The sequence below is a fragment of the Erwinia sp. 1181_3 genome (assembly GCF_052824965.1).
Genome location: NZ_VTDE01000010.1, coordinates 34,730 through 48,907, shown reverse-complemented (window position 1 = coordinate 48,907; position 14,178 = coordinate 34,730). Strand labels below are relative to the sequence as shown.

Genomic DNA, 14,178 nt, shown 5'->3' with positions numbered 1-14,178 from the left:
GACGAGGCAGACCTCACCGCTACAATCATTGACACGGGCGAGGCATGCCTCGCCCCTACAGTCATCGATACGGGCGAGGCATGTGGTCGGTCTGTGCCTATGCCTCGCCCCTGGATCCGTTGTAGGGGTCGGGCATGCCCGACCCGCCATCAGGCAATATCAATCAAACAACGATTCGTGACGGGTTTCTTTGCACAGGATCAGCGCAATCAGCGTCAGGCAGGCCATCGACGCCAGGTAAACGCCGACATAGAACAGCCCGTAAGTGTGCGCTAACCAGGTGGCAATATATGGCGCGATGGATGCACCCAGAATCGACGACAGGTTATAGGAGAACGATGCTCCGGTATAACGGACTTCGGTCGGGAACAGCTCCGGTAACAGTGCGCCCATCGGTCCGAAAGTCAGCCCCATAATGCTCAGGCCACAGACCAGGAAAGCCATAATCAGCATCTGATTACCGGAACCCAGCATCGAGGGGAAGATCATCGAAAAGCCGATAATAATCAGGGTAATGATGATCATCGTCCTGCGGCGACCAAAGCGGTCGGCCAGCAGCCCGGCAATCGGCACCATGATGCCAAAACCAATCACCGCCAGCATCAGCATCCACAGGAAAGTATTACGTGGAATACCCAGTCCGTTAGGCTCGGGCGTGGTGCCGTAGGTCATGGAGTAGACGGTCATGATATAGAACAGGGTGTAGGTTGCCAGCATGATGAATGTACCAATAATGGTGGTACCCAGATGCTTGCTGAACAGGGTGCCAATCGGCACTTTCACCTGTTTCTTCTCTTTCTGTACTTTGGCGAAAACCGGTGACTCATGCAATGAGACGCGCACATACAGGCCGATCAGCACTAATACCGCTGAGAGGATAAACGGCACGCGCCAGCCCCAGCTCATAAACTGTTCGTCGGTCAGCAGCCAGGAGAGCAGCAGGAAGGTGCCGTTGGCAAAGAAAAAGCCAATCGGCGCGCCAAGCTGCGGGAAGGAGCCATACAGGGCGCGTTTTTTCGCCGGAGCGTTTTCCGTGGCCAGCAGTGCAGCACCGCCCCATTCGCCGCCCAGTCCCAGACCCTGACCAAAACGTGCCAGCGCCAGCAGCAGGGGGGCAAACACGCCAATCGTTTCATAGCTCGGCAGCAGGCCGATCGCCACGGTTGAAATTCCCATGGTCAGCAGCGAGGCGACCAGCGTCACTTTACGCCCGACACGGTCACCAAAGTGGCCAAACACCGCTGAACCGATAGGGCGCGCGATAAAGGCAATGGCGAAGGTGGCCAGTGACTGCAGCGTGGCAACGGTGGCATCACCCTGTGGGAAGAAGATATGCGGGAACACGATTACCGCGGCAGTAGCATAAATATAGAAATCGAAGAATTCGATAGCAGTGCCGACCAGTGAAGCAATAACGACTTTACCGCGAGAGTTGACGGGCGTGGCGTTGGGATCGGTGTCGATGGATGGCGCGATGGAAGCTTGCATAAATTTTTCTTATTTGAATGTGAATGTAAACGGCGTAACAACGAATCTTACGCACAGGCAAAGCCGCATTCAATGACGAAAAAGCACCGAAAAGGCGGGTTAATCCAGCGAAAAGAGGATAATTTTCATTCCGCGATATTTGCGGGTGGATGGCAGGGTGAAATCGACTATTTCTGGCGTGAATCACTGCAAAATAGCCAAATTAAAGTTATGTCTCAGCCATTAATGCTGTTCTTTGGCGAATTAATCACCAGGTATCGAGATTTTCAACTGGCTGCCTCCTCAGGTGGCGACCTGGCAGATAAGGAGATTCTTAGTATTGTTGATAAAAGGTTTAGAAAGGAAACTATCAGCACGGTTTACAACCTGGTTTCGGCGGAATAGAATCTCGTCACTTTCTTCTCAGGAGCACACAATTGGACAGTCACCCTGTAACTCACGCGTTATAAAGGCAGGCCCACTCCGTTGTGCGCCTGCCGTTAATCGGCGGGCTATGTTTCCTCTCTTCTCAGAGCAGTAGCATCCCGTATAAAGAACTTTAAGATGTCCAGCCTGTGGCCGGACTGGGATTGCGTATGCGCTTTTTTGTTTTCACACCACAACGTCATCATCTTTTTCCTCCGGGCTGCCTGCGTTAATTCCTGTGCAACCGGTGCGCCTGTGCGCATCTCAATTCCCGTCGTGAGACGACAATGAGAACGACAAAGATGACATGGACTCCTTTTATCCTGCATTTGACCCTGGCGGTAGCGCTGGGGGCGATTATTGGTGCCGAGCGCCAGTGGCGACAGCGTATGGCTGGCCTGCGTACCAATGCGCTGGTAGCCACCGGTGCGGCTATTTTTATTCTCAGTTCGGTCAGCACCTCGCCGGACAGCCCTGGGCGTATCGCCGCACAGATTGTTTCCGGTATCGGTTTTTTAGGTGCCGGCGTCATTATGCGCCAGGGAATGAACATCTCCGGGCTGAACACGGCAGCAACGCTGTGGTGCTCTGCGGGAGTGGGCGTGCTGTGCGGTCTTGGGCAGTTTGCCAATGCCACCGCAGCAACCCTGGTGCTGCTATGCGCCAATATCCTGCTGCGTGAAGCGGCCCAGCGTATCAATACCCGGCCCAGCGCGACAGAGCATGAACCGGAGCAGCGCTACCGCATTCAGATTGTGTGCGGCAGTGAAGATGAAATACTGGTGCGCACGCTGATCCTGCAAGCGCTGAATGGAATGGCGCTGCGCCTGCAGTCGCTATACAGCGCGGATATCGCCCGCCCGGGTCATCTGGAAGTGAGCGCTGACGTGATGGCATTTCCCGCCGCGCAGCGGGAGATTGAAAGTATTGTCTGCCGCATCAGTCTGGAAAAGAGTGTCAGTGCGGTGCACTGGCGGATAGCGCCAGACCAGGCGATTTAACCCCACACAGGAGCATAACGATGAAAGAACCTCCGTCCCGGGAGAGGCAGTGGTGTGATAACAGGAGGCGCGTGCGGAAATAATTCCAGCCTGCTGTTCATCCTGCCCGTCGCCTCCCCCCTGAATCAATAAAAAATCCTCGTGTGCAGGCGTGCTATGCCTGCGCGTGAAACACCTTTGTTCAAGGAATGGCATGATGAAAATGCACCAGAGCAACCTGAAAATGGCACGTGACCTGGCGATCGCCAGCGCGGCCACCCAGAGCCAGGATCACACCCTCGCTCGTCTTAATACCCAACGCCAGGGCCTCACCCGTGAAGAGGCGGCGGCACGTTTACAGCAGTACGGCGCCAACCAAATCGCCAGTGATAATGCCCCGGCAGCGCTGACCCAGCTGTTGCAGGCGTTTAATAATCCGTTTATCTGGATCCTGATGGTGCTGGCGGCCATCAGCGTGCTGACCGACTACATCCTCCCGCTACGCCGGGGAGAAGAGACCGATTTGACCGGTGCCATCATTATGCTGGTGATGATTAGTCTCAGTGGATTGCTGCGCTTCTGGCAGGAATATCGCACCAATAAAGCCACAGAAGCCCTGAAATCGCTGGTCAGCACCACCGCTACGGTACAGCGCCGCAGCCATGCCGACAGTGAAGCGGTCAGCATTGAGGTGCCGCTGCAGGAGGTGGTTCCAGGCGACATCGTGCTGTTATCAGCAGGCGATATGATCCCGGCAGACGTGCGGCTGCTCTCCTCACGCGACCTGTTTGTCAGCCAGGCGGCGCTGAGCGGTGAAGCGTTGCCGATCGAGAAATACGACAGCCACAGTCATCTTCATCGCGCCAGCCCGCTGGCCGATGAGCAAGATTTGCTGAGCCAGCCCGGTATCTGCCTGATGGGTACCAATGTGGCCAGCGGCAGTGCGACGGCGGTAGTGGTCGCAACGGGCAATCAGACCTGGTTTGGTTCCCTGGCGAAGTCGCTGGTCGGTGAGCGCCCACAAACCTCCTTCGACCGTGGCGTCAACAGTGTCAGTTGGTTACTTATCCGTTTTATGCTGGTGATGGTCCCGGTGGTCTTGCTGATTAATGGCTACACCAAAGGCGACTGGAGCGATGCGCTGCTGTTTGCGCTGGCTGTCGCCGTTGGCCTGACGCCAGAAATGCTGCCAATGATTGTCAGTTCCAATCTGGCGAAAGGGGCGATTGCCCTGTCGAAACGCAAAGTGGTCGTGAAGCGTCTGAATGCTATCCAGAACCTGGGGGCGATGGATGTGTTATGCAGTGATAAAACCGGCACCTTAACCCAGGACAAAATCATTCTCGCCGGGCACCTCAATGTGCGGGGCAACAGTGATGATGGCGTACTGCAACTGGCCTGGCTTAACAGCCGTCATCAGACCGGGGTAAAAAATCTGATGGACCGCGCAGTACTCGGGTTCAGCCAGGGTAACGCTGCCGTCAGTGGGCTGTGGCGCTTTCGTAAAATCGATGAACTGCCGTTTGATTTTGAACGCCGCCGCCTGTCGGTGCTGGTCGCAGACGATGGCCAGCAGACCCTGATTTGTAAAGGGGCGGTGGAGGAGATGCTGGCGGTGTCAGCCTGGTGGCAGGATGAAGGAGAAGTGCGTCCACTGGATGAAGCAACATGCCGTCAGATTCGGCAGTTAGCAGCGGACTATAACCAGCAGGGCTTCCGTGTGCTGGTGGTGGCAACTCGCCAGATAAGTGAGCACTCGCTAATCACTCAGCTCAGCGCCGCCGATGAACGTGAACTGGTCATTACTGGCCTGCTGACGTTCCTCGACCCGCCGAAAGAGAGTGCGGCTGCCGCGATAGCCGCACTGCATGAACAGGGTGTGACGGTCAAAGTACTGACCGGGGATAACGCAGTGATCACCAGCAAAATTTGCCGGGACGTGGGGCTGGAGCCGGGGGAGCCGCTGTGCGGCAGTGAGCTTGCGCGTATCAGTGATGCTGAGCTGGCACGTCTGGTAGAGCAGAGAACCCTGTTCTGCCGTCTCAGCCCGCAGCAGAAAACGCGCGTGTTGCAGGCGCTGCAAGGTAACGGGCACACCGTGGGTTTCCTCGGTGATGGGATTAACGATGCCCCGGCGCTGCGCGCGGCGGATGTCGGGATTTCCGTCGACAGTGCAACTGACATCGCCAAGGAGTCAGCAGACATCATTCTTCTGGAGAAAAGCCTGCTGGTGCTGGAACAGGGGGTGATCAAAGGCCGCGAGACGTTTGGCAACATCATCAAGTACCTGAATATGACCGCCAGCTCCAACTTCGGCAACGTGTTCTCCGTGCTGGTGGCCAGCGCCTTTATTCCGTTTCTGCCGATGATGGCGATTCATCTGCTCTTGCAGAACCTGATGTATGACCTGTCCCAGCTGGCGCTGCCGTGGGACAAGATGGACAAGGAGTTTCTGCGTAAACCGCGTCAGTGGGATGCGAAGAATATCGGTCGCTTTATGCTGTGGATGGGGCCCACTTCATCGATCTTCGATATCACCACCTTCTGGCTGATGTGGCATGTCTTTGCCGCGAACAGCGTTGAGGCGCAGGCGCTGTTCCAGTCTGGCTGGTTTGTTGAAGGGTTGCTGTCGCAGACGCTGGTGGTGCATATGCTGCGCACGCAGAAAATTCCGTTTATTCAGAGCCGCGCCGCGTTGCCGGTGATGCTGATGACCGGGCTGGTGATGGCGCTGGGTATTTTGATTCCCTTCTCACCGCTGGGCCATGCGGTGGGGCTGGTGCCATTGCCGTGGAATTACTTCCCGTGGCTGCTGGCGACACTGCTGGGCTACTGCCTGGTGACGCAGGGCATGAAACGTCTTTATATGCGCCGTTTCGGTCAGTGGTTCTGAGGAGAAGAGATCATGAAAAATTCGAATGCCGTTACGGCTATCGTGCTGTTTTTCGTTGGATTGCTGATTTTTTCCAGCAGTATTGCGATGATATTTAGCGGATAAATAAAACGGGCGGACCGAAAGAGAAGGTCCGCCCCTACAGAATCCAGGTGGCCGCGAACCGATAGTTTGCACCCACCGTAATGAAGACCATTTTTCCGGTCACCCCGTTCCGATGATTTGTACCGGCACCTCGGGTTTTATCCATTTTTCATTAATACAATGGACTGAGCTTGACGACTGAATAAAAAGAAATCAACCTGAGTCCTCATATGGAAGATGAAAAACAAGAGGGATATAATGCCGATAAAATCATTTCGTTTTACTCACGGGTCAGGGAAAGTCATACCCTGGTGTACAGTAAAAAATAATGTTAATCATAATAAATATATACTTGATACCAAAGGTAAATCATTTTCCCTCGGTTTAGATGAAATACTTATCGGTAGTTCGATTTTTATAATTTCATATAAGAAAAACATACATCCAATTTTAGAAGTACAGGCGGGATATGTTTTAGATACGGGTTATACAGGAACAGTAAGGCCTTTTCCCTTAGACATGACTCAACGTATTTCATTAAATAAATTCAATATGGATTCTTATGAAAAGCAAAATTGACTCTTCGGTTTTTTTTGTTTTATTTATCTTTGTGATGGTCTTTCTTTGCTCTTGTGCATCAGCGAAGGATGGTTCTTTATCCAGAGATGAACCCACCCAGGAAGCCGTTGAACTCACGAAAAAAATGATTTTTTCAGATGAAGAAGAGAAGAATAAAATCTTCTCTTCTTTTAAAGAATTAATGGATGAAAACCCAGGAAATATCACCATCAGAAATATGTATATCAATAATCTGATTGCAGAAAAACATTATGAAGAAGGGTTGAAATATCTCCGTGCGATGAACAAGAAAAACCTCACGCGGACTAACTTACTCACTCAGTGTATGTTGCAGGAACGGCTAGAGAAAAGAGACGAGGGGTGCTATAAAAAAGTTATTGCTCTGTCTGAAGAAAACAATGCTATTGATTCAGACTATATCAGTGCCCTGTTTTTTATGGATGACAAAAGATTTGAAGCGTTAAGACACGAACTAATTAAAGAAAATAAGTTTAAAGAATCTGATTTCTTGGTCTTTACGCTGGGACAAGAGAAAATGTTACATGAGTTCTTTCCATAGTTCTTTTGTTGAACGGGCCGACCGAAACAGAAGATCGGCCCATTTTTTTTACGGGCGAATAAACCGCACGTAAATAAAGCGGATGATGTAAAACTCAATCACGCCCAGCAGCAGGAACCACAGGCAGAACACCAGCGTATACAGCTGGCCGATATCTGCCAGGTGGAACATCTCTACCAGCCTGCGTGCCAGCGTCAGACCGAATGAAGGCGCAGGCAGCAGCAGCGCCGAGAGAAAGCCGAGCAGCAGGGCGCTCATTGGCATCAGGAAAGTTTCAAACGGGTTTTTCATCACAATTCCGTGTTAGTCAGTTGCGGCTATTTTCTGTTAATCCCAGACCGTCTTCAATCATTAACCACCAGGGCTGCGGGCACTTGCTCACGCATCCAGCGCACAAAGCTGCTACGTTTTTCCGACGGGCTGAGGTCCTGGCGCCACAGCAGATTAATCGGGCGACTGGCCGGTTGCCACTGTTGCAGCAATGGCACCAGCCGACCCGCAGCAATATCCTGCGCCAGCAGAATATGCGGTTGCAGTATCAACCCGGCACCGGCCAGCGCCGCCTGACGCAGCGCCTGACCATCGTTACAGGTAAAGCTGTTGTCGAAAGGCCAGGTGACATCGCCCCACTGCCAGGCGTTATTCTTATTCCATGCCATATTGGCGAGGCAACGGTGCCGATGCAGATCCCCGGGCGTTTGTGGCGTGCCGTGTTGTGCCAGATAGTCCGGCGCTGCGCACACCACCATCTGATACTCCCCAAGAAACTGGGCAACCAGCGGTTCATTATGCTTCAGCCCCCCGATACGGATGGCAAAATCAAACCCTTCGGCAATCAGATCGACAAAGCGGTCGTTGAGATCCAGCGCGATCTTCACCTGTGGATAACGTAACTGATAGCCGGTGACGACGGTCGCGATAGCGCTGGCCCCCAGATTGAGCGGGGCGCTGATACGCAGCAAGCCGGACGGCGTCTGCTTCATATTTTCCACGCTTTCATCCGCTTCCCTGAGCAGGACCAGTGCCTGTTTGCACTGCTGGTAGTAACGTTCTCCGGCTTCTGTCAGATGCTGGCGTCGGGTGTTTCGCTGCAACAGGCGGGTATTCAGCGCGGTTTCCAACTGGCGAACATGTTTACCGACCATCACGGCGGTGATATCCAGCCGCCGCGCGGCTTCGCTGAAGTTGCCGCTCTCAACAGCGCAGATAAAGGCTTCAATGCTGCGTAATTTATCCATGATTGCAAACTCTGGGTTTGGAGTTCCCGAAAGTATCGCGCATTTATCCCGCAACTGCACTGCGTCACACTGACCGGACTCATTCATCAGGCAGGAGACACAACATGAAAATTTTAGTGATTGGCGCATCAGGTACGGTGGGTCAGGGCATTGTGCAGGAGTTGGGGCGCGACCATCAGGTCATTCGCGTGGGGAAAACCCGGGGCGATTTTCAAGTCGATCTTACACGTGAGGAGAGTGTCAAAGCGCTGTTTGCCCAAACGGGTAAGGTAGATGCGGTGATCTCAGCGGCAGGCGGTGTCCACTTTGGCCCGCTGGCTGACATGAGCAGTGAACAGTTTAACAGCGGGCTACAGGACAAGCTGATGGGGCAGGTGCGGCTGGTGCTGATCGGCCAGGCATTCGTCAATCCCGGCGGTTCCTTCACGCTGACAACGGGGATTCTGGCCCAGCAGCCGATCCGCACTGGGGTCAATGCCACCGCCGTCAATGCCGCGCTGGAAGGCTTTGTACTGGCGGCGGCCAATGAACTGAACGGGTTGCGCATTAACGCCGTCAGCCCAACGGTCTTAACCGAATCGCTGGAAAGCTACGGCCCGTTCTTCCCCGGTTTTGAAAGCGCAGCGGCAAGCCGTGTGGCACTGGCCTATCGCCGTAGTGTAGAGGGAATCGATACCGGACGTGTTTTCCGCGTCTGGTAATGTCCGTCATACTTGACGCTGGCTCTGCGTTGGTTGCATGCACTTACCCGAGTCACTGACTTAAGTCAGCTCATCGGGATGCATTTATTTACCGCCTTGATCCAGCGCCAATTATTCAGGACATATGAGGTGGGGATATTGATGCTGAAAAGTGGCGAAATATCCCCCAACCCCCGCAGGGATGTATATCCCTACACTTTTTGTAAGACGGTAATTCTTTTAGAGTTTTCGCCCACATTTTCCCCGCTAAAATAGCAATCGTTAAAAAGTATAGCCAAGGCTATACTCAAATCCCTGATTTTACTGTCTTTTTTTCTGGCGATTAGCGTGCTAGGATGCGCTTCACTTGAACGAGCTTGTGATTATTTTTCCAACATAAGCTGATGTTTTAACGAACTGGAACGCAACTGCGGTTTCAGACCGGATAAATACAATGAACCTATACGCCACTCTTATTCTGGCTTTTGCTATGTCGATGGATGCCTTTGCGGCCGCTATCGGCAAAGGGGCCAGTCTGCATCGCCCCAGCCTGAAAGAAGCACTGCGTACCGGTTTGATCTTCGGTGTGATTGAAGCACTGACACCGCTGATTGGTTGGGCGATTGGTCTGGCTGCCAGCCAGTACATCATGGCGTGGGACCACTGGGTGGCCTTCGGACTGCTGTTTATTCTTGGCAGCCGGATGATCGTTGAAGGTGTGCGTAAGAAAGAGTGCAAACCAGAAGAAGCGCCAACCAGCCACGGTTTCTGGCTGCTGGCCTGTACGGCTGTCGCCACCAGCCTGGATGCTATGGCAGTCGGCGTCGGCCTGGCCTTCTTGCAGGTGAATATCGTCACCACTGCGCTGGCGATTGGTTTTTCCACCATGGTCATGGCCTCTGCGGGTATTCTGCTGGGGCGCTTCCTTGGCCCGGTGATGGGAAAATGGGCAGAAATTTTCGGCGGCGTAGTGCTCATTGGTATCGGCTGTAGTATTTTGATTGAACATCTGGGCCGGTAAACAGAAATTCCGGCCTCTTTCTGGGGCGGAGTGGGTATGGCGTTATCGGTAGTCGACTGGAACAGCCGTAATCACATTGAATGTTCACATCTGACCGCCAGTCATGCGGCCTTCCCGCTGCACACCCACGAAGAATATGTCATCAGTGCGAATCTCAGCGGCATTGAAACCCTCAGCCTCCATCAGCAAACCCTGTCAGTTCATGCCGGGGATATCACCATTTATAACCCTGAAACGCTCCAGTCTTCGCAGTTTGGAGCCGAGCCGGTTGAGTTTTTTAGCATTCATTTACCGCAACAGGTTTTTGCCGATCTCACCGATCGATCACTGCCGATCCTGCGGGAAGGGGTGCTGCGCGATCCCGCATTGTTCGCGGCGATATGTGGTTATGTGTTGTCGCCGGATGAAGAGCAGGTTCAGCAGCAAAACCTGCTGTGGCTGACCAGCCAACTGCTGAAACACAGCCATGGGGAGGAGACCCCGCTGGCACCCGTCACCATCGGGCGGGCGCTGGAGTGCATGCGTGACAATCTGACGATGAAGATGACGCTGGATGAGTTGGCCGCCGCCGCCGGGCTGAGTAAATATCATTTTGTGCGTCAGTTTCGCCAGCAGATCGGCATTGCGCCGTTGCAATATCATATGCAGCTGCGCCTGCTGGCAGCGCGTAACCTGCTACGGCACCAGCACAGTGCGCTGGATGTGGCGCACCGGCTGGGTTTCTACGATCAGAGCCATTTTATTAACAGCTTTCGGAAGATGATGGGCATTACGCCGCATCACTATCTGCGTATCTTCAGCCAATAAATTCACGGTAACCGGAAAGGATAACGTAACCCGCGAAGTAGCAAAAAATCACCGCTGACGCGATGTACGACCAGCGTAGCATCTTTGCCCCCAGCATCCGTCCGCCCACGCTGCCCACCGTGCACAGCACGGCCGTCCAGACAACGCCTGCAAGGAAAAATCCGCTCAGGAACCAGCCTGAAGCCGCGGTGCCGTTGCTGCTCATCCGCGAAATCAACGCCCCGCCGACGGCGGCAAACCACAGGATTGCCGTGGGTGAGGACATGGCAAGGAAGATGCCTCGGAAAAAATTCTGGCGCAGACTCAGTGCTTCACCGATATCCCCGGCGCTCAGTTCTGCGGTCGGGCGCAGGGCGCTTTGCACCATCTTCCAGGCAAACCACAGCAGGATCAGGGAGCCGCCGATCCACAATACCCAGCGTACCGGAGTGAACTGCAGCAGCACCGCCATTCCGGCCATCGCGAGGACCGCATAGATCAGATCGCCCACGCAGGTGCCGATCCCCAGCCAGAAGCCATGGAAAAAACCGCGCTGCATCGCCAGGGTGATCATCGCAATGTTGGCGATGCCGATATCCAGGCACAGGGAAAGACTGAGGAGAAAACCATTAGAGAAGGGCATTGGCGTCCGATCCAGGATGAGTGAGGCCGCCATTATCATCAGGCATCTTGCAGAAATATTGGAAAAAATTGCGCAGCAAGTCGGGATTTCATCCCGGGCCGGGTTTGCCGTTTAGCAACGGTTTACCTTTTTATCGGCATAATTAACTCAATTTTGTGATCTGTCTCATAAAATATTGCCTGAAAAACGCGCGGCATGTATAATTTTTTAGCGATTTTCAACAAAAGCTGCAAACAGGTCATCATGAAAAAATTCTTCAAATACGTGTTCCGGGTTTATGTCGACACCTTCAAACACGTACCGCCAGGCGCTGTTCTTTAAGCGCCGGCTGCACCGAACACCCTCGATAACGCGTCGGTCAGGGATTTGACCGATGGTTATCACCTCTTCTGATAATCACTTTATAAAAATATTGCATCATCGTGCGTCCTGCGCGAATCTGACTGCTATGCAAAATACTCAGCTGTTCCTCACCACCACGACCACCACCGCTTCTGGCGGAGAGTGGCGAGTTTGCGTGGCTGAGTAGTTAGCAAACCTTTCCCCTCCCGCCGGTTACCGACGGGGCTGCATTGTTCTCCGTTGTTGCCGGTTCAACTGAAGCCAGAATAAAGGAGAAATGCCATGTCTGACGCCTCCGCGTTGCTCGTGATCGATATGCAGGCAGGTTTACTGCACGGCCCGCAGGTGCCCCATAACAAAGCACAGTTGCTGGATCACGTTTCCTATTTGATCACATCGGCGCGCGCGCAGCAGATACCGCTGTTTTTTGCCCAGCACACCGGCGCGGCGGGTTCACCGATTGCCGCAGGCAGTGAACTCTGGCAAATCGCACCTGAACTGCCACTGCTGGATTCTGACCGCTGTTTTAACAAAACGCGTCCGAGCTGTTTTGCCGACACACCGTTACTGGCCTGGCTACAGAATGCCGGGATAAAACGGCTGGTGATCGTGGGGATGAAGACCGAATATTGCGTGGATACCACTTGTCGTGCGGCGGCAGATCGGGGATTTGAGGTGGTGCTGGTAAGCGATGCACACAGCACCACGGATAATGCGGTGTTAACGGCAGAGCAGATTATTGCCCATCATAATGCGACGTTGTCGGGGCCATTTGTGCAGCTGCTGACGACGCAAGAGATCCGTTTTTAGTCAGTTATCGGCATTGAGGCAGAAAAAGCCTCAATGCCGGCTTTGCCTGTTATGCGGTCGGGCCTGCCTGGGCGATGCGTGCACCCTCTTCCGTGCGGGTGTACTGCTCGAAATTCGCGACAAACAGCTGGGCTAATTTTTCGGCTGCCTGCTGCCACGCTTCTGCGCTTTCCCAGCCATTACGCGGGTCGAGCAGCGCATCGTCAACACCCGGCACCTGCGCCGGGATAGCCAGCCCGAAGATCGGCAACTGGCTATCATTTTGCTCAATGGTGCCGTTCAGGATCGCGTTGATGATAGTGCGCGTATCCCGCAGTGACAGGCGCTTGCCTGCGCCATTCCATCCGGTGTTAACCAGCCAGGCTTCCGCCTGAGTCTCATTCATTTTTTCTTCCAGCACGCTGGCATAGCACGTTGGCGGCAGCATTAAAAACGCCGCGCCATAGCAGGCCGAGAACGTCGGTGTCGGCTGGGTGATGCCGCGTTCTGTTCCGGCTAATTTTGAGGTAAACCCAGACAGGAAGTGATACTTCATCTGTTCGCGGGTCAGGCGTGAGACCGGAGGCAGTACGCCGAAGGCATCAGCGGCAAGGAAAATCACCTTCGACGGGTGACCTGCGGCGGACACCGGCCTGACAATATTCTCAATGTGCGAGAGGGGGTAGGACACGCGGGTGTTCTCGGTTTTGCTGCCATCCGCGTAATCGACGGTTCCATCCTCTTTGAGCACCACGTTTTCCAACAACGCATCCTGACGAATAGCGCGGTAGATCTCCGGCTCTGCGGCTTCACTGAGGTTGATGGTTTTGGCATAGCAACCGCCTTCGAAGTTGAACACGCCCTCGGCATCCCAGCCGTGTTCATCATCACCAATCAACTCGCGCAGTGGATCGGTGGAAAGCGTGGTTTTCCCGGTGCCTGACAGGCCGAAGAACAGAGCGACATCACCCGCCGCGCCGCGGTTAGCAGAGCAGTGCATCGAGGCGATGCCACGCTGTGGCAGCAGGTAGTTCATCACCGAGAACAGACCTTTTTTCATTTCACCCGCGTACCAGGTGCCGCCGATAAGCTGGATTTTCTCGGTGAGGTTGAAGGCCACAAAGTTTTCAGAGTTCATCCCCTGAGCCTGCCACTGGCTGTTGGTGCACTTGGAGCCGTTCATCACGGTGAAGTCAGGGGTAAAGTTCGCCAGCTCTTCTGCGGAAGGGACAATGAACATGTTCTTCACGAAATGTGCCTGCCAGGCGACCTCGGTCACCACCCTCACTGCCAGTCGCGAGTCTTTATTCGCACCACACCAGGCATCGACAACGTAGAGTTTTTTACCTGACAGCTGCGTGCAGACCAGTGCACGCAGCTCTGACCAGACGGCAGGTGAGAGAGGATGATTATCGTTGCGGCCCTGACCGGCATCCGACCACCAGACGTTATCTTCGGTCAGTGCATCGCGCACGATGTATTTATCACGCGGTGAACGTCCGGTGAATTCCCCGGTATCCACGGCTACTGCACCGGAGGCGGTAATGGTTGCGCGTTCCCAGCCCACTAAGTCCGCCGCGGTTTCATGCGCCATCAGCAGTTCATAGCTGGGGTTGTAAATCACGTCCTGGAGGTCGGTGATTCCAAGGTCTGACAAGGCTGTGTTAAGGGATGCAGTGCTGGACATGAGA

General features: G+C 54.0%; 14 protein-coding genes. 9 read left to right on the top strand and 5 right to left on the bottom strand.

Features of this window, described 5'->3' with window-relative positions; genetic code table 11:
- Nucleotides 1–159: 159 nt before the first annotated feature.
- Entirely contained in the window at nucleotides 160–1,488 is a 1,329-nt protein-coding gene (locus tag FY046_RS19340; protein WP_446186395.1) for an MFS transporter, read from the bottom strand.
- A gap of 72 nt (nucleotides 1,489–1,560) precedes the next feature.
- Between FY046_RS19340 and FY046_RS19335 the strand changes: the two genes are divergently transcribed.
- From FY046_RS19335 to FY046_RS19315, 5 genes are all read left to right on the top strand, one after another.
- On the top strand, nucleotides 1,561–1,872 hold the full coding sequence (locus FY046_RS19335) for a hypothetical protein (protein WP_339505351.1): 312 nt from the start codon (nucleotides 1,561–1,563) through the stop codon (nucleotides 1,870–1,872).
- A gap of 323 nt (nucleotides 1,873–2,195) precedes the next feature.
- Entirely contained in the window at nucleotides 2,196–2,894 is a 699-nt protein-coding gene (locus FY046_RS19330; protein WP_133844575.1) for an MgtC family protein, read from the top strand.
- 196 nt (nucleotides 2,895–3,090) lie between these two features.
- Nucleotides 3,091–5,766: a magnesium-translocating P-type ATPase gene (gene mgtA / locus FY046_RS19325; protein ID WP_238337123.1), complete on the top strand. Its 2,676-nt coding sequence runs from the start codon at nucleotides 3,091–3,093 to the stop codon at nucleotides 5,764–5,766.
- 342 nt (nucleotides 5,767–6,108) lie between these two features.
- Nucleotides 6,109–6,429, top strand: coding sequence for a hypothetical protein (locus FY046_RS19320; RefSeq protein ID WP_167864196.1), 321 nt, complete (start codon nucleotides 6,109–6,111; stop codon nucleotides 6,427–6,429).
- Nucleotides 6,413–6,988 (top strand): hypothetical protein, encoded by a 576-nt coding sequence (locus FY046_RS19315; RefSeq protein ID WP_259152191.1) that lies wholly within the window; start codon nucleotides 6,413–6,415, stop codon nucleotides 6,986–6,988. The genes FY046_RS19320 and FY046_RS19315 overlap by 17 nt, the downstream gene beginning before the upstream one ends.
- Nucleotides 6,989–7,036: 48 nt before the next feature.
- Here FY046_RS19315 and FY046_RS19310 read toward each other — a convergent pair whose 3' ends face one another.
- Together FY046_RS19310 and FY046_RS19305 are read right to left on the bottom strand one after the other, a co-directional pair.
- A complete protein-coding gene (locus FY046_RS19310; protein WP_133844569.1) occupies nucleotides 7,037–7,279 on the bottom strand; it encodes a DUF1158 family protein in 243 nt (80 codons plus the stop codon).
- A 53-nt stretch (nucleotides 7,280–7,332) separates the two neighbouring features.
- On the bottom strand, nucleotides 7,333–8,226 hold the full coding sequence (locus FY046_RS19305) for a LysR family transcriptional regulator (RefSeq protein ID WP_167864198.1): 894 nt from the start codon (nucleotides 8,224–8,226) through the stop codon (nucleotides 7,333–7,335).
- Between the two features lie 104 nt (nucleotides 8,227–8,330).
- Here FY046_RS19305 and FY046_RS19300 point away from each other — a divergent pair, with 104 nt between their 5' ends.
- The 3 genes from FY046_RS19300 to FY046_RS19290 all read left to right on the top strand — a co-directional run bounded on the left by FY046_RS19300 (nucleotide 8,331) and on the right by FY046_RS19290 (nucleotide 10,734).
- A complete protein-coding gene (locus tag FY046_RS19300; RefSeq protein WP_167864199.1) occupies nucleotides 8,331–8,927 on the top strand; it encodes a short chain dehydrogenase in 597 nt (198 codons plus the stop codon).
- Between the two features lie 433 nt (nucleotides 8,928–9,360).
- On the top strand, nucleotides 9,361–9,927 hold the full coding sequence (gene mntP / locus FY046_RS19295; protein ID WP_133844564.1) for a manganese efflux pump MntP: 567 nt from the start codon (nucleotides 9,361–9,363) through the stop codon (nucleotides 9,925–9,927).
- A 36-nt stretch (nucleotides 9,928–9,963) separates the two neighbouring features.
- Nucleotides 9,964–10,734, top strand: a complete 771-nt coding sequence (locus FY046_RS19290) for a helix-turn-helix transcriptional regulator (RefSeq protein WP_159338360.1) — start codon at nucleotides 9,964–9,966, stop codon at nucleotides 10,732–10,734.
- Here FY046_RS19290 and FY046_RS19285 read toward each other — a convergent pair.
- A complete protein-coding gene (locus tag FY046_RS19285) occupies nucleotides 10,724–11,356 on the bottom strand; it encodes a LysE family translocator (protein ID WP_167864276.1) in 633 nt (210 codons plus the stop codon). The two genes, FY046_RS19290 and FY046_RS19285, sit on opposite strands and share 11 nt — an antisense overlap.
- A 624-nt stretch (nucleotides 11,357–11,980) precedes the next feature.
- Here FY046_RS19285 and FY046_RS19280 point away from each other — a divergent pair.
- On the top strand, nucleotides 11,981–12,508 hold the full coding sequence (locus FY046_RS19280) for a cysteine hydrolase family protein (protein WP_133844559.1): 528 nt from the start codon (nucleotides 11,981–11,983) through the stop codon (nucleotides 12,506–12,508).
- Between the two features lie 49 nt (nucleotides 12,509–12,557).
- On the opposite strand, the gene pckA is transcribed toward FY046_RS19280, so the two are convergent.
- The gene (gene pckA / locus FY046_RS19275; RefSeq protein ID WP_133844558.1) at nucleotides 12,558–14,174 is read right to left on the bottom strand and encodes a phosphoenolpyruvate carboxykinase (ATP); all 1,617 of its coding nucleotides are present in this window, start codon (nucleotides 14,172–14,174) and stop codon (nucleotides 12,558–12,560) included.
- Nucleotides 14,175–14,178: the final 4 nt, after the last annotated feature.

Coding starts and splice junctions, on each gene's coding strand:
- FY046_RS19340 (WP_446186395.1), bottom strand. CDS start 1,488: ATGCAAGCTTCCATCGCGCCATCCATCGACACCGATCCCAACGCCACG.
- FY046_RS19335 (WP_339505351.1), top strand. CDS start 1,561: ATGACGAAAAAGCACCGAAAAGGCGGGTTAATCCAGCGAAAAGAGGAT.
- FY046_RS19330 (WP_133844575.1), top strand. CDS start 2,196: ATGACATGGACTCCTTTTATCCTGCATTTGACCCTGGCGGTAGCGCTG.
- mgtA (WP_238337123.1), top strand. CDS start 3,091: ATGAAAATGCACCAGAGCAACCTGAAAATGGCACGTGACCTGGCGATC.
- FY046_RS19320 (WP_167864196.1), top strand. CDS start 6,109: ATGCCGATAAAATCATTTCGTTTTACTCACGGGTCAGGGAAAGTCATA.
- FY046_RS19315 (WP_259152191.1), top strand. CDS start 6,413: ATGAAAAGCAAAATTGACTCTTCGGTTTTTTTTGTTTTATTTATCTTT.
- FY046_RS19310 (WP_133844569.1), bottom strand. CDS start 7,279: ATGAAAAACCCGTTTGAAACTTTCCTGATGCCAATGAGCGCCCTGCTG.
- FY046_RS19305 (WP_167864198.1), bottom strand. CDS start 8,226: ATGGATAAATTACGCAGCATTGAAGCCTTTATCTGCGCTGTTGAGAGC.
- FY046_RS19300 (WP_167864199.1), top strand. CDS start 8,331: ATGAAAATTTTAGTGATTGGCGCATCAGGTACGGTGGGTCAGGGCATT.
- mntP (WP_133844564.1), top strand. CDS start 9,361: ATGAACCTATACGCCACTCTTATTCTGGCTTTTGCTATGTCGATGGAT.
- FY046_RS19290 (WP_159338360.1), top strand. CDS start 9,964: ATGGCGTTATCGGTAGTCGACTGGAACAGCCGTAATCACATTGAATGT.
- FY046_RS19285 (WP_167864276.1), bottom strand. CDS start 11,356: ATGCCCTTCTCTAATGGTTTTCTCCTCAGTCTTTCCCTGTGCCTGGAT.
- FY046_RS19280 (WP_133844559.1), top strand. CDS start 11,981: ATGTCTGACGCCTCCGCGTTGCTCGTGATCGATATGCAGGCAGGTTTA.
- pckA (WP_133844558.1), bottom strand. CDS start 14,174: ATGTCCAGCACTGCATCCCTTAACACAGCCTTGTCAGACCTTGGAATC.